Below are 15,443 nucleotides of genomic sequence, written 5' to 3'. Positions count from 1 at the left end.
AATTTCGTAGGTTTCTTATCCCCATAAGTTTACTTGATAAATTCATACATGGCTATCGTTTTGCACGTTATTTTATTCTTTTTAACTTGCTTATAAAAAAGCCATCGATTCCATGCTCTAAAGGTGTAGTTTGTATATATCCTAAAGAAGCAGTTTCAATATTCAATCCACTTGGCATCTCAGCTTTTATAGCAACCAATCTAAAATTAGGGTGTTCTTTTAAAAATTTCATTATTACATTGTGATTTTCTTCTACTCCTATAGTACAGGTGCTATACACTAAAAATCCATCTTTTTTTACATATTTTGAACTGGAGTCTAATATTTTATATTGCGTTTCAACTAATTGTGAAATTTCACTTTTCGTATAATTCTTTAACTTAATATCAGGTTTTTTTCTGATTATACCTATACCTGTACAAGGGACATCTGCTAAGACTTTATCTGCTTTTTCCAGATATTTGTCATTAACAAAAGTGGAGTCAAAGGCTTCTGCTTTTACATTTGTAATTCCTAATCTTTTACAATTCTCTTTTATCACCTCTAATCTATGAGGATGTAAATCAAAAGCTACAACATTACCAGTATTTTTCATCAATTGCGCTATATGGGTCGTTTTACCACCAGGAGCAGCACACACATCTAATACCGTCTCTCCTTCGTTAGGATTTAAAATTTTAGAAACCAACATAGAAGCCTCATCCTGAATGTAAATAAGCCCTTCTTTGTACAATTGATGACTTTCAGGGTTTTTAATATCTATATATAGCGCTTCTTCTAGATAATAACCTTTTTTATAAACAATACCGCGAGAAACTAATAGCTTTTTCAAATCTTCTATATCAATCTTTAGTGTATTAACTCTGTAACAAATTTTGGGTTTTTCATTTAAACTTTTTAAAAGAGCTTCTGCTTTTTCTTCATCATAATTATTTAGTAATCTTTCCACAATCCAATCAGGATAAGAATATGTTAACATTAAATATTTCCTTAAATCCCTCTCTTTATCAGGGAAAATTACTTTTTCTTTTTCTCTTTCATAGCTTCTTAGAACTGCATTTATAAAGTTTGCCCTTTTTATTCCCAATACGTTTTTAGCTATATTAACTGTTTCATTTATAGCCGCATAAGATGGAACTTTATCCATGTACAAAAGCTGATATAATCCCATTTCAAGGAAAATCTTACTTTTTTCATCCGCGGGCTTCTTTACAAAAAAAGAAAGTATAAAATCTAGCGTGTACTTTCTCTCAATAACACCAAAGACCAGTTTTTTAATAAAGTCTCTATCTACTTCTTTTAATTCTCGTCCTTTTAAATGCTTATTAAAGGAAATATTCGCATAAGCTTCTTTTGACAACACTTCTTGAAGTATTTTATAAGCTATTTTTCTTGGTTTCATTTATCTAAATTTTCTCCTTTACTCTCTGCTGTTTCTTATAATAATTAGTCTTAATAATTGCATAATGGAAACCAATGCCGCAGCTACATAAGTCAAAGCAGCAGCTTGTAGTACCCTCCGGGCAGGTTCAATATCTTCTCTTGTAAAAAGTATATTTGATTGAAGAAGTGTTATTGCTCTATTGCTTGCATCAAATTCTACAGGCAAAGTAATAACCTGAAAAAGTACTGCTGCACTAAAAAGGAGTATACCTATGTTTATCAAATGTAGTCCCGGCGCCCCCATGAAAAATCCTAAAATGACTAAAGGCCAAGCTAAATTAGCACCTAAATTAGCCACCGGAACAAGACTGTTTCTTACAGTCAAAGGTACATAACCTTTTGCATGCTGTATAGCATGCCCTGCTTCATGAGCAGCTACTCCTATTGCTGCTATAGAGTCACTTCCATAAACAGATTCAGAAAGTCTTAACACTTTTGCTCTTGGATCGTAATGGTCAGTTAAATTCCCCGGTATCCTTTCAATTCTTACATCATAAAGCCCCATACCGTCTAATATCTTTCTAGCTATTTCCTCTGCGGTATACCCATATCTATTTCTGACGCGAGCGTATTTGCTAAAAGTGCTTTGCACTCTAGCTTGCGCATACATTGCGAATATTAAAGCTGGTATTAAAAGTATTATTGTAGTATCCCAAAACATACTAATCACCCTCCATTTAACAATTTTTTTATGGCTTTTTCAATTTTTGATACATCTACACGAGTATTAAAACACGGCCCATTAGGTCTGTCATTTATTATACCATACACAGGGATTTTCTTCACATCCTGCATGCCACTTGTCAAATCTCTTTCACAGGCAATCGCTATTATAACTTTTGGCCTTGTATCTTTCACTACCTTTCTCGCCATAGTACCACCCGTAGCAACTGCCACATTTACGTCATATTTCTCCTTGAAATTTACCAAATCATTGATTTGGCACTTTCCACATCGTCTACAATTATCTATATCATAAGTTACTTTAAATTTACAGTTGCTATTTTGTATGCAATGAGGTGACAATATCAATATGTCTTGTGGGGCATATCTCTTTATATTTTTATTAAACAAAAAATTCTTTATTTCAATGTAAGACTGCTCTACCTTTTCAATTTTTAAATCCAAAACTCTTGCTACAAAGACCACCAAAGGATAAAAAAGGTCTAAAAAATTTGCTATGAAAGAGTTTAAAATTTTGTTAGATTTTTTACCAACCACCACATAAAAAGTCGCTCCAATAACAGCCACAATTATAGCCATCAAAGATAGAACAAAAATCATTAACGTAATAAACAAATATCTATAAAGTTCAATTTTCCCTCTATTTATTACGTATAAAATTCCCAAAACGACTAAAGTAAAAACCAAAAAGGTAACTGCCAATATCCCCAAAAAAATTCTTTTTTTCCCCTTCAAAAGTTATTCTCCTTTTTAAAAATTATCTTAAAATTGTCCCTTCAGGTATATTGTGACCTATTAAATATTCCCTAATACTCATTTTTTTAGAACCTTCTTGTTGAATCTCTACTATCTTTAGGGCGTCTTTATCGCATTTCACAATTAAGTCGCCTTTTGACTTTAAAACTGTTCCATTTTCTTCTTTCCCATTGTATTCGACTATCTCTCCTTTCCAAATTTTTAACATCTTATCTTTATAAAACGTGTAACAGCCAGGCCAAGGTTTCATTCCCCTTATCAAATTTCGGATTTCTTCCGCCGTTTTATTCCAATTTATGTGCCCCATTTCTTTAGTAAGTATTGGGGCATAAGAAGCCTCCTCTTCCTTTTGTTTAACCGGCGTCAAAGTGCCTTTTTCCAATCTTTTTAACGTTTCTATTAAAACTTCTGCTCCTAATCGAGAAAGCTTATCATGAAGTGTTTCCGCATCATCTTCCTCTAAAATAGGAATAGATTTTTTGATAAGAATATCTCCTGTATCCAATCCCTTATCCATAAGCATTGTAGTAATACCCGTTTCTTTTTCACCATTGATTATAGCCCAATTAATGGGAGCTGCTCCTCTGTATTTTGGCAAAAGAGAAGCATGGACATTTATACAACCGTACTTAGGAAGAGCCAAAATTTCTTCGGGTAAAATCTTTCCATAAGCTGCAACAACTATGACGTCTGGATTTATCTCTTTTAATCTTTCTAAAAACTCTTTATTGTTTTTTATCTTTTCTGGCTGTAAAATTTCTACTCCCTTTTGCAATGCCACTTCTTTGACAGGAGAAAATCTAAGTTTCATCCCCCTTCCTTTCTGTTTATCTGGCTGCGTAACCACTGAAGCTACGTTGTATCCTTCTTCAAAAAGTTTTTGCAAAGAAGGGACGGCAAAGTCAGGCGTCCCCATAAAGACAATTTTCAACAATCATACCTCCTTGACATTTTCTTTCTCTTCTTCATCTAAAAATCTTATAGCCTTATCTATAAAGAGAACTCCGTTTAAGTGGTCTATTTCATGGCATAAAGCTCTTGCCAATAAATCCTCTCCTTCGATCTCCCTCTCTTTACCTTCTCTATCTAAATATTTTACTTTTACTTTTTTAGGCCTTTTAACTTCTCCTACTACTCCTGGAATGCTCAAACATCCTTCTGCTCCTACTTGTTCACCTTCTTCATACACAATTTCAGGATTTATAAGTTCTAAAAGTCCTTCTCCTATATCTATCACTATTAGTCTTCTCAAAATACCCACCTGATTTGCTGCCAAGCCTACCCCTTCGTTGAGATACATCGTTTGTACCATATCATCTAATATAGTCAAAACATGAGAATTTATCTCTGTAACAGGTTTTGCTTTTTTTCTTAAGACCTCATCCCCAATTTTTCTTATATACCTTATTGCCAAAATTAATACCTCCTTAAATTTACATTATATTCAAAGGGTCAATGTCTATTGATATTCTTATATCTTTAGGATATTTCATCTTCTGGATTTCTTCTGCTATTTCCGCCAAAATACTTCTATCTTCACTTTTTAAAATGACCTGCCATCTATATCTATTGTTTATCTTACTTATAGGAGCAGGAGCAGGTCCTAGTATTTTATTATAACTCTTATTTTGAAGTTTGTTAATAAGTTTTTGACAAGTTAAATAAGCATTTGCGGCCATATTTTTAACCTCTTCATCCTTTTCTCCTGATATCACTACATTCATCAGATGTGAAAAAGGAGGATATTTAAATATTTCTCTGTATTTAATTTCTTCGTTGTAAAACTTTCCATAATTTTGCTGTTTTGCAGCAATTATGCTGTAGTGGTCTTCTTCATAAGTCTGTATAACAACCCTCCCAGGCTTTTCACCTCTTCCTGCCCTTCCAGCTACTTGAGTAAGCAGCTGAAAAGTCCTTTCACTGGACCTAAAATCAGGAAGATTTAAAGTTATATCTGCAAGTATTACTCCCACCAATGTAACATTTGGAATGTCAAAGCCTTTAGATATCATTTGCGTACCGATTAAAATATCTGCCTTACCATTCTAAAATCATAAAAAATTTTCTCATGAGAACCTTTTTTCCTTGTAGTATCTACATCCATCCTCAAAACTCTTGCATTAGGAAAAATTTTTTATATCGTTTTCTACCCTTTCAGTCCCTATACCTAGATACCTAATTCTTTTACTCCCACATTTAGGACAAGTATCTTTCATAGGCTCTTCATAACCGCAATAATGACAAACTAATTTTTTATCCTCAAAATGATAAGTTAAAGAAATATCACAATTGGGACATTTAGGCACATAGCCACAATCTCTGCAGGAAACAAATGAAGAATATCCTCTTCTGTTTAAAAAAAGAATAGTTTGCTCTCTCCTTTTAAGATTTTCTTTTATATAGGAAAATAATTTACGACTAAATATTGAAGTATTTCCACTTGCCAATTCCTCACTCATATTGACAACTTCTATCTTCGGCATAGAAACATTAATCCTTTTTGTAAGCCTTATAAGTTTATATTCTCCTTTATTAGCTTTATAATAGGTCTCTAAAGAAGGAGTAGCACTTGCCATAACCAGAACTGCTTTTTGTATTTCACACCGCTTCTCTGCCACTTCTTTAGCATTATATTTGGGTCTTAAGTCTGATTGTTTATAGGTAGTCTCATGCTCCTCGTCAATTATAATAAGGCCAAGATTATTAAAAGGAGCAAAAACTGCATTTCTCACACCAACTACTACGTCCACTAAACCATTTTTTACTTTTCGCCATTCATCGAAACGTTCTCCCGATGAAAGGCCACTGTGTATTACAGCTACCCTATTGCCAAATCGGCTTACAAACCTTTCAATTGTCTGAGGCGTCAATGAGATTTCTGGTACTAAAACTATAGCGCTTTTGCCTATTTTTATAGCTTCATCTATCAATTGAAGATAAACTTCAGTTTTGCCACTTCCCGTAACTCCAAAAAGCAAATATTTATCAAAAGTACCTGTCAAGATAGATTTTTTAACTTCTTCTACAGCTCTTTTTTGTTCCTCTGTCAAAGATAAAGGTTTAGTCCTTTCAATATCTTTTATATTAAATCTCAAAACTTCCTCCTCATAAACCTTTATATACCCTTTATTTTGTAAATTTTTTATAACTGAATAATCTATATTCAGGACTTTGACAAGCTCAGAAAGCCTAATAGGACTTTTATTTTTTAAATATTGTAAAATCTCGTATTGCTTTGGCGCTCTTTTAGAAAGTTGGAAAGGTATCTCATCAATATTTATTTTCACAACCTTTACCTTCTTTTCCCCTTGCTTTATCCCTACAGGCATTATAGTCTGAAGAGCTTCAGAAAAATAACATTTATAATAATCCCTCATCCACTTAGCCAGTTCAATCATTTTTTCATCAAATATGCTGTAGCTATCTAAAATCCTATAGATATCCTTTATTTTATCCACCGAGTAAGACGCCTTGTCAGTAATACTTATTACATAACCCTCTATATACCTATTATTAAAAGGAACAGATACTCTCATCCCAATTTTTACATTCATTCCTTCAGGAATATGATAAGTATATACCCTGTCAGTATTAGAAGATTTAATGTCTACAACGACCTCAGCAAACATAGCAACCTCCGCCTGTTAAATATTTACCAAATAAAAAAAGCCAAAAGGCTTTACAATAATTTAGCTACTTCATCTAATATCACATGGGCAGCTTGTTCTTTTGTCATCAAAGGATACTCCCTTATGTTTAAATCTTTATCTATGATTTTTATTATATTAGTATCTACTTCAAAACCTGCTCCCTCTTGAGAGACATTATTTGCAACTATTAAATCCATATTTTTCTCCTTTAACTTTTTTTGTGCATATTCTACTAAATTAGTAGTTTCAGCGGCAAAACCTATCAAAATCTTGTTTCCTTTTTTCTGTCCTACTTCATACATTATGTCTGGATTTTTAACCAATTCAATAGTTAATTTCTCTTCATCTTTTTTTATCTTTTCTTTTTTTATCTCTTTAGGTCTGTAGTCAGAAACTGCCGCAGCCCCTATGACAATGTCTACTTCATTAAGGTGTATCATGACAGCATTGTACATATCTGCTGCTGTTTCTACAGGAATAAATGTTACATTTTTAGGAGATTCTATATAAGTAGGCCCAGAAATTAAAATCACTTGTGCTCCTCTTTCTACCAAAGCTTTTGCAATCTCATATCCCATTTTACCCGAAGAGCGATTTGTAATGTATCTTACAGGGTCAAGAGGCTCACGAGTGGGCCCTGCTGTTACTAATACCTTTTTCCCCTCAAAATCTCTTTTTTTCTCATTGTGCAATAACTCTAAAATAGCTTTTTCAATCTCCTCTACATTAGCCAATCTTCCTGCACCATAAGTTCCACAAGCAAGCCTTCCTGTACCCGGCTCCACAAATAAAAAACCATATTCTTTTAAAATTTTAATATTCTTTTGAGTTACAGGATTGGTATACATGTTTGTATTCATGGCGGGAGCAATTAATACAGGACTTTTTGTAGCAAGAATAGTAGTAGTTAACATATCGTCTGCAATCCCATGAGCAATTTTAGCGATAATATTTGCGGTTGCAGGAACTATTGCTAAAACATCAGCTTTTTTTGCTAAAGAAACATGTTCAATTTCCCAATATTTCCTATCTGCAAACATGTCAACAACTACTTTATTGTTAGTTAAAGCCTCAAAAGTAAGAGGGCTTATAAAATTTGTAGCTTCCTTTGTCATTATGACATCCACATTTATGTCTTTTTTTACTAGTCGAGATGTAAGGTCAGCAGCTTTATAAGCTGCTATACCTCCTGTAACCCCTAACACTACATTTTTTTTGCTTGTATTCATTTCAACACCCTCTATTTTATTCCATATTTTTGCGGTCTTTGATAAGTAATAAGTCCATTATTTACTTCTTCTGTAGCAATTGTTACAGGTTTATCAGAATTTATGTCTACTAATTTAGTGTCACCAGCAATAAGCTGTCTTGCTCTTTTGGCAACTAAAGAACACAAAGTATACTTGCTATCCATTTTTTCCATCAAATCTACAATTGATGGATATAAAATCATGTCAATCCCTCCCTGATTTCTAAGTACAAATCCTTATTTCTATCGACTCTGCATTTTTCTGCAATAATTATAGCTCTAATTTTTTCAACCGCTTCTTCTATACTGTCATTTATAACTACATAATTGTACCTGGAAACATAATTTAATTCCTCATACGCACTTTTAAATCTTTTGATTATCTCTTCTTCTGTCTCTGTCCCACGTTTTTTAATTCTATTTTTCAATTCTTCCATTGAAGGAGGCAATATGAAAATAAATATTCCTTCTGGAAACTTCTCTTTTATTTTTAAAGCTCCTTGAATATCTATCTCTAACACCACATCATTTCCTTCATCTAAATTTTTTAATACAAAATCCTTTGGTGTTCCATAGTAGTGGTCGTATACCTTTGCCCATTCTAAAAAAGAATCATTTTCTATCATTTTCTCAAATTCCTCTTCCGTTTTAAAAAAATAGTTTTTTCCTTCTATTTCCCCGCTTCTTGGCGGACGGGTAGTGGCAGATATACTCAATTTTAAATCTTTCTCTTTTTCCATCAAAGCTTTGCATATAGTCCCTTTTCCTGCTCCTGAAGGTCCAGAAAGTACAATAAGTAACCCTTTTTTCTTTTTCGACAACACAAATTCCCCCTACTCTTCTTCTTCCTCTTCATCTAAAGCATCTTCTAATATTTCCTTGTTGGAATTGAGACGATTAGCTACGGTCTCTGGTTGAACAGCAGAAAGTATTATGTGGTCACTATCAGTAATTATAACAGCTCTAGTTCTTCTACCATATGTAGCATCAATAAGCATACCTCTATTTTTTGCCTCTTGAATTATTCTTTTTATAGCGCAGATTCTGGACTGACTATTGCCACCAATCTATTAGCCGAAATTATATTGCCAAAACCAATATTTATTAATTTAATCGACATACTTTTTCCTCCCTACTCAATATTTTGAACTTGTTCTCTAATTTTTTCAATTTCATTTTTCAAGTTAATGACTTTATTAGAAATTCTATAGTCTATTGACTTTGAAGCAATCGTATTAGCTTCACGATTCATTTCCTGAACTATAAAATCTAATTTTTTACCTACAGGACCTTCTTCTTCTAAAGAATCTTTAAATTGAATAATATGGCTTTTAAGCCTTGTAATTTCTTCAGCAATACATGACTTGTCAGCAATAACTGCTATTTCCATTGCCATCCTATTAGGATCTATATCTACCCCCAATTCTTTTATACGCTGTTCCAATCTTTTTCTATAATCTTCTACTACTACAAAACTCAAATCCTCAATCTCTTTTACTATCTCTGAAATTTTGTCTATCCTATTAACAACATCATCGTATAATTTTATACCTTCTTTGTTTCTCATGTCAACGAGGTTATTAATAGCTTCCCTCAATGGCAGTTTCAATAATTCCCATATTTCTTCCAAATCCAAATCCTCATTTTTTACTTTGATAACTTCTGGTAGATACACCAAATCACTTACCTTTATAAATCCTTCTAATTCAAATTTAGTCTTTACATCAGTAAAAACTCTAAGATATTCTGACAAAAGATTCTCATCAATTTCTATAACATTAATACTTCTTTCATACACTTCAAAGCCAATATTTAATTCTATTCTTCCTCTCGCAACATGCTGCGAAACAAATTCTCTCACTTTTTCTTCAAGCCCATTTAAAAGTTTATTCATCCTGCAATTTATATCTAAGAATCTATGATTTAAAGATTTAATTTCCACAGTTATATAATAACCTTTTTCCTTAATCTCACCTCTTCCATAACCAGTCATGCTTTTTATCATCATATCACCTTTTTCTTATTATAGTCAAATTCTCTCTGTATTAAACTAAAGCTCTATCTCGCCCCTAAAAACTTCTTCCACCTTACCAGATAAATAAATGCTGTTGTCCTCAAGCCATTCTACAAAAAGTTTTCCCGCTTTAAAATGAACATTGACATTTCGCTCCGTCTTACCTAATACTGCTGAAGCTACTGCAGAAGCGCAGGCACCACTTCCACAGGCAAGAGTAAGTCCTACACCTCTTTCCCAAGTCCTTACAAAAATATTTTCTTTATCTTCTACTTTTACAAAATCCACATTTGTACCTTGAGGGAAAAGAGAAGACTTTTCAATTTTAGAACCTAACTCTTTAATCATATTTTCATCTAAGGATTCTACAAAAACAATAGTATGAGGCACTCCTACTTTTATAGAAGTTAATTTATAAACTTTCCCATCTATTTTTACCGGCTCATTAATAAATTTTTGCTTATCCGTTTTTATAGGTATTTTACTAGTTTCAAAAATAGGATTACCCATGTAAACTTTTACACTTTCTACTTTCCCATTTTTCACAAAAACTTCTGGCATAATCACTCCAGCTAAGGTTTCCACAGCCATTTTCTCTTTTTTTACTATCCCTCTCTCATAAACATATTTTGCAAAACATCTAGAACCATTGCCGCACATTTCTGCTTCGCTGCCATCTGCATTAAAAATTCTCATCCTAATATCTGCAATTCCTGAAGGCTCAACAACTAAAAGGCCATCAGCCCTATGCCAAAATGCCTATCACAAAGTTTAACAGCTAATTCACTATAATCTACATTTTCTAGAGCCTCAATTACTATAAAGTCATTCCCCAATCCATGCATTTTAGTAAATTTCACCTATATCACTCCATTTTCTAATCTTCAAGGATATTATAACACAAAAAAGGCTAATTTGGTTAGATATTTTAAGAAAATGTGAGGAAAACAATCATAAAACGATCATAAGGCCAATAGCAGCCAAAACTCCCATAATTCCGCCAAAATAAAAAGGTGCAGTTACTCCCAATGTATCCCAAAGTATTCCCGCTATAAAAGACGCCGGTAAAAGGCCAATACCTGTAAAAGTAGCATGAAGCCCTATGACTGTAGCTTTTAAATGGGATGGAGAAATTTCCGCAACTAAAGCTTTTTCAACCCCTTCAGTCAAGGCTATGTACAAGCCGTAAACAGAAAATAATATCCACATAGCACTTTTAAAGCCAAAAACAGCAAATCCTAAATACACTATTCCGTAAAGGAAATAACCGATAATGAGAAGTTTCTTTCTCCCTATTTTATCAGACAACCTTCCCATAGGATACGAAAAAATCATATAAACTATGTTGTACACCAAATACAAAAGTATAACATCTGACTCGCTAAATCCCACATTTTCGCCCTTAAAAGCAAAAACTGATTAGAAGAATTACCTAAGGCAAAAATTAAAATAACTATTAAAAACATTTGAAGGCGTCTATCAAGACTTCTCCAAGAAAATGAAAGCTTTTTTGAAAGTTCACGTTTTACTGTGCTTTCCTTAGCAAAAAACAGCACAAAAACTCCTAAAAAAGCTGGTATCAGAGAATACATAAAAACCGCTTTATAATCTCCTCTATAAAAAGTCAAAAAATAATACGCCAAAGCAATTCCAATCGTCGCACCTAAAGTATCCAATGCTCTATGAAGTCCATATGCTCTTCCAATGTTTTCTTTATCTACAGCTTCAGCAATCAAAGCATCTCTTGGGGCTGTCCGTATTCCTTTTCCAAATCTGTCACTGGTTCTACCTAAAAACACCCATCCCCACGAAGTAGCAAAATACAAAAACATTTTTCCTATAGTAGAAAAAGAATATCCAGCTATAGCTAAAGGCTTTCTTTTACCTACTTTATCAGATATGTATCCTGAAAAAACCTTAAGTATACTAGCTAAACTTTCTGCAAATCCTTCAATAATACCTACTATTGTAGGGCTTGCCCCAAGTTGAGAAGTGAGAAAAAGTGGAATCAGAGGATATACCATTTCAGTAGATATATCTGTAAGAAGACTTGTCAACCCTAAAATAATTACATTTAACAATCAAAATACCTCCCATCATTCTTTATTGTTTTCATAAACCAATGAAGCAAAATATTCAAAGTCTCGACTGGCTTTTTCTAATAAATTCTTAACCTCTTTTTTCATTTCACACTCAAACACATCTCTTTGGGCTACTTTTTCAAACCACTTATATAACTTATTCAGCTCATCTTCATTTTCTTCTAATTCTGCAAAAGTAAAATTTTTTCTCGCTATCTCTTTTTCAATCTCTTTAAAAAACTCTTCACATTGTTCCTTTATTTCACTATATTCTTCCATCCTTTGATGATTAAATTGTTTTACCACATCTTTCTCTATTTCTTTATCAAGGGCCACTACTTCAAAGGCTTTAAAATCTCCTCCAAAACCTTTAATTTCTTCTTTTAACTTTTCTATTTCTTTTAAAAACCTTTCTATATAAGGCACAATACATACAGACTGTTGTAAATACAAAGCACCAATTTTTTTTATTCTTCTCCAGATAGTAACTCTAGCTGTTGACGAATCACTTGGGACCTTATACACAAAAAGCAACCACTTCAACTTTCCACCTCCTCTATCTTTCTTTCTCTTGCTTTTCAACTTTCTACTTATGGCAATTAAACTTTAATTCCTATTTTTACATCTTGTTTTATTGTAACAAATGTTACAACTAAAATCAATACAATCAATTTTTCACTATTAAACCCTTCGATTTCATGGTATACTTTTTATATACAATAAAATCTGGAGGTTATAACTATGGCTTTGGACGGCATAACTTTGCATGCAATAACAAAAGAATTAAAAGAAGAAATTATTGGTGGAAGAATTGATAAAATATATCAACCTGAAAAAGAAGAATTAATCTTTATAATACGAAACAAAGGTAAAAACTATAAACTGCTATTGTCTGCTAATGCAAATTATCCAAGAATATATCTTACAGAAGAAAATAAAGAAAATCCTGCTGAGCCTCCAATGTTTTGCATGCTTTTGAGAAAATTTCTTCAAAGCGGCAGGATAATAGATATAAAACAAGTAGAATTTGACAGAATAGTAAAAATCGATATAGAAACAAAAGACGAATTAGAAAATCAAACAATTAAAACTCTAATTATTGAAATAATGGGAAGACACAGCAATATCATATTAATTGACAAAGCTAATGAAACGATAATAGATAGCATAAAAAGAATATATTCCGATATGAGTAAAGTAAGAGAAGTACTACCTGGGAGGCAATATGTCTACCCACCACTGCAGGAAAAGTTAAATATAAATAATCTCTCGCTACCTTCTTTTAAAAAAGCTATTAATAACTACAAGTCAAAAAAAATTGAAAAAACTCTAGTAGATATTTTACAAGGATTTAGCCCCACTTTAGCAAGAGAAGTTGCTTTTAGATGTAATATATCTGACAGATTTGTAGAATCAATAGAAGATGAGCAAATTGAAAATCTATATCAAAACATAAAAAAAATATATGAAGATGTTTTAAGCTTAAATTTAAAACCTTGCATTGCTTTTCAGGAAAATGAAGTAATTGACTTTTCTTGTATTGATTTGACTCAATATATTACAAAAACTTTTTTCCCTACAGTAAACCAAGCTGCTTGTAAATTTTTCAGTGAAAAAGCAAATATAATAAATTTGCAAGCAAGGTCCTCGGATTTAAGAAAAATCATCAGCAACAATTTAGAAAAACTTTATAACAAACTAGATAAACTTCAACAAGAATTAAACGAAGCAAAAAACGCTGACACTTTTAGACTTTACGGCGAACTTATAACAGCAAATATGCACCTTCTAAAAAAAGGAATGGAAAACTTGAAAACTATAAACTATTACACTGGCGAAGAAATTGAAATACCCATTGACAAAAAATATTCCCCTTCAGAAAATGCCCAAAGATACTTTAAAAAATACAGTAAGTTAAAAAATGCCAACAAAATAATAGAAAAACAAATATCCGATACTCTCGAGGAAATAACTTATTTAGAGGGTCAATTAGTGAACCTGGAAAACTGTACATTGCCATCAGAAATAGAAGAAATAAAAAATGAACTGTTTGAACAAGGATATATACATAAGCAACAAAAGAAAAAAATATCACGACAAACTCTTTCTCAACCATTGCATGTAGTATCCTCAGACGGGTTTGACATATATATAGGAAAAAATAACACTCAAAACGATTATCTAACGTTAAAATTCGCAAATCCTAACGATATATGGCTTCATACAAAAGACATACCAGGGTCCCACGTCATAATCAAGACAAATAACAAACCAGTTCCTGAAGCAACACTTATAGAAGCTGCAAAATTAGCCGCTAAATATAGCAAAGCGAAACATTCTTCAAATGTACCCGTTGATTATACCTTAAAAAAATATGTAAAAAAACCTTCTGGTGCAAAACCGGGCTTTGTAATATACACAAACCAAAAAACCCTTTATGTAAATCCAGAGTAAGATGCTTTTTAAGCATCTTACTTCTTATCTTAAAGGCACACTAAATATAGGAATATATTTTCTTCTATTTTCTTGTATAACACTCTCATACAAAAAAACTGTATCGACCAAAATATCATTTTTCTTTTGTTTTTCAAAAAGATTATTTACTTCTTCTATTCCAATGTTTAAACGTATATCTCTGGCAATGGTAATGTGGGAAGTAAATTTTCTCTCATCTTTTTTAAATCCAATTTTATGCAATTCCTCATCTATATTGTCATGCAATTTATTAAGAAAAGGATTTTCTTCTGTACCTACCCACAATACTCTCATGTCTTTATTACCTTTAAAAAAACCTACTTTATCAAATTTTATATAAAAGGGGTTAATACTTTTTGCAGCAACTTTAACAGCATCTTCTATTTCGGTTATGCTTTCCGCCTCGATTTCTCCTAAAAACTTTAAAGTTATATGGAAATTATCTTTATGAGTCCATCTTCCTTTTATCGTATAATTTTTCAGTACCTCCTGAAATCTCGATAATTCATCTGTAGCTTTTACACCTAACTCGATCCCAATAAATGTCCTCATGTTACTCCTCCTTTGCCTATTTCCTTGGAAATAATTGTATTGGAATTTTTGTTGTGCTTATTAAAATTATAACAAACAATAACAGAAAAAAGTCCATCCTAATGGTCTACTGCTACTTTCTTTTTCACAATTTATTCTTCTGGCATATGTCTAAATATTTCCATTATATCATTATTGAAATCTAATTCAAATCGTAGTATAATGCTATTCAGATTATCGTTCATAAGAGGCAATCTCTTTCTTTGATTTTTGATTTTTACAAAAAATTTGCACTTACCATGATTTTTTGACCTATTGACAAAAGTCCAGGACAATGCTAATATTCTAATTAAATTGTTTAAAGTGAATAATAATATAAAAACTCTTATCGAGAGCAGGTGGAGGGACTGGCCCGATGAAACCCGGCAACCGGTGGCCGAAAGTTTTATACTTCCGGCTGCACGGTGCTAATTCCTGCAGAACGTTGAGTTCTGGCAGATAAGAGGATTTCAAAAACCTCTTCGCGCTGTCAGAAGAGGGTTTTTTATTTTTATTTTGTA

The 15,443-nt window shown here is 32.4% G+C and carries 12 protein-coding genes, 4 pseudogenes and 1 riboswitch; of the genes and pseudogenes, 1 reads left to right on the top strand and 15 read right to left on the bottom strand.

What is annotated here, in order from left to right:
• Positions 1 to 67: 67 nt before the first annotated feature.
• The 14 genes and pseudogenes from rsmB to JCM7501_RS02365 form a co-directional block, all read right to left on the bottom strand.
• Positions 68 to 1,402 carry a 16S rRNA (cytosine(967)-C(5))-methyltransferase RsmB gene (gene rsmB, locus JCM7501_RS02430; RefSeq protein ID WP_028991664.1) on the bottom strand — a complete coding sequence of 445 codons (1,335 nt, stop codon included), beginning with the start codon at positions 1,400 to 1,402 and terminating at the stop codon, positions 68 to 70.
• A gap of 18 nt (positions 1,403 to 1,420) precedes the next feature.
• Entirely contained in the window at positions 1,421 to 2,104 is a 684-nt protein-coding gene (locus JCM7501_RS02425; protein ID WP_028991663.1) for a zinc metallopeptidase, read from the bottom strand.
• A gap of 5 nt (positions 2,105 to 2,109) precedes the next feature.
• Positions 2,110 to 2,862 (bottom strand): DUF116 domain-containing protein, encoded by a 753-nt coding sequence (locus tag JCM7501_RS02420; protein ID WP_028991662.1) that lies wholly within the window; start codon positions 2,860 to 2,862, stop codon positions 2,110 to 2,112.
• Between the two features lie 22 nt (positions 2,863 to 2,884).
• Positions 2,885 to 3,814: a methionyl-tRNA formyltransferase gene (fmt, locus tag JCM7501_RS02415; RefSeq protein WP_028991661.1), complete on the bottom strand. Its 930-nt coding sequence runs from the start codon at positions 3,812 to 3,814 to the stop codon at positions 2,885 to 2,887.
• 3 nt (positions 3,815 to 3,817) lie between these two features.
• A complete protein-coding gene (def, locus tag JCM7501_RS02410; RefSeq protein ID WP_013150390.1) occupies positions 3,818 to 4,297 on the bottom strand; it encodes a peptide deformylase in 480 nt (159 codons plus the stop codon).
• A 19-nt stretch (positions 4,298 to 4,316) separates the two neighbouring features.
• Positions 4,317 to 6,512, bottom strand: a pseudogene (gene priA, locus JCM7501_RS02405) (primosomal protein N').
• A 50-nt stretch (positions 6,513 to 6,562) separates the two neighbouring features.
• A complete protein-coding gene (coaBC, locus tag JCM7501_RS02400; protein WP_028991659.1) occupies positions 6,563 to 7,762 on the bottom strand; it encodes a bifunctional phosphopantothenoylcysteine decarboxylase/phosphopantothenate--cysteine ligase CoaBC in 1,200 nt (399 codons plus the stop codon).
• An 11-nt stretch (positions 7,763 to 7,773) separates the two neighbouring features.
• Positions 7,774 to 7,986, bottom strand: a complete 213-nt coding sequence (rpoZ, locus tag JCM7501_RS02395) for a DNA-directed RNA polymerase subunit omega (RefSeq protein ID WP_013150393.1) — start codon at positions 7,984 to 7,986, stop codon at positions 7,774 to 7,776.
• The gene (gene gmk / locus JCM7501_RS02390) at positions 7,983 to 8,606 is read right to left on the bottom strand and encodes a guanylate kinase (RefSeq protein ID WP_012995368.1); all 624 of its coding nucleotides are present in this window, start codon (positions 8,604 to 8,606) and stop codon (positions 7,983 to 7,985) included. The genes rpoZ and gmk overlap by 4 nt, the downstream gene beginning before the upstream one ends.
• Positions 8,607 to 8,615: 9 nt before the next feature.
• A pseudogene (gene remA / locus JCM7501_RS02385) lies at positions 8,616 to 8,902 on the bottom strand (extracellular matrix/biofilm regulator RemA).
• Positions 8,903 to 8,914: 12 nt separating this feature from the next.
• On the bottom strand, positions 8,915 to 9,787 hold the full coding sequence (locus tag JCM7501_RS02380; protein WP_013150394.1) for a YicC/YloC family endoribonuclease: 873 nt from the start codon (positions 9,785 to 9,787) through the stop codon (positions 8,915 to 8,917).
• A 45-nt stretch (positions 9,788 to 9,832) separates the two neighbouring features.
• Positions 9,833 to 10,656 (bottom strand): annotated as a pseudogene (gene dapF / locus JCM7501_RS02375) (diaminopimelate epimerase).
• A gap of 91 nt (positions 10,657 to 10,747) precedes the next feature.
• Positions 10,748 to 11,877: pseudogene (locus tag JCM7501_RS02370) on the bottom strand (MFS transporter).
• A gap of 15 nt (positions 11,878 to 11,892) precedes the next feature.
• On the bottom strand, positions 11,893 to 12,420 hold the full coding sequence (locus tag JCM7501_RS02365) for a Chromate resistance protein ChrB (protein ID WP_028991656.1): 528 nt from the start codon (positions 12,418 to 12,420) through the stop codon (positions 11,893 to 11,895).
• 198 nt (positions 12,421 to 12,618) lie between these two features.
• Here JCM7501_RS02365 and JCM7501_RS02360 point away from each other — a divergent pair, with 198 nt between their 5' ends.
• Positions 12,619 to 14,331 (top strand): Rqc2 family fibronectin-binding protein, encoded by a 1,713-nt coding sequence (locus JCM7501_RS02360; RefSeq protein ID WP_013150398.1) that lies wholly within the window; start codon positions 12,619 to 12,621, stop codon positions 14,329 to 14,331.
• 24 nt (positions 14,332 to 14,355) lie between these two features.
• On the opposite strand, the gene thpR is transcribed toward JCM7501_RS02360, so the two are convergent.
• On the bottom strand, positions 14,356 to 14,904 hold the full coding sequence (gene thpR, locus JCM7501_RS02355; RefSeq protein ID WP_028991655.1) for an RNA 2',3'-cyclic phosphodiesterase: 549 nt from the start codon (positions 14,902 to 14,904) through the stop codon (positions 14,356 to 14,358).
• A 361-nt stretch (positions 14,905 to 15,265) separates the two neighbouring features.
• Positions 15,266 to 15,388: riboswitch (SAM riboswitch) on the top strand.
• Positions 15,389 to 15,443 lie beyond the last annotated feature (55 nt).

Origin of the sequence: Thermoanaerobacter thermocopriae JCM 7501, assembly GCF_001310975.1 — a bacterium.
GTDB lineage: Bacteria > Bacillota > Thermoanaerobacteria > Thermoanaerobacterales > Thermoanaerobacteraceae > Thermoanaerobacter > Thermoanaerobacter thermocopriae.
Note: the sequence above shows the minus strand (reverse complement) of the source record. Positions and strands in the feature narration are given on the sequence as shown.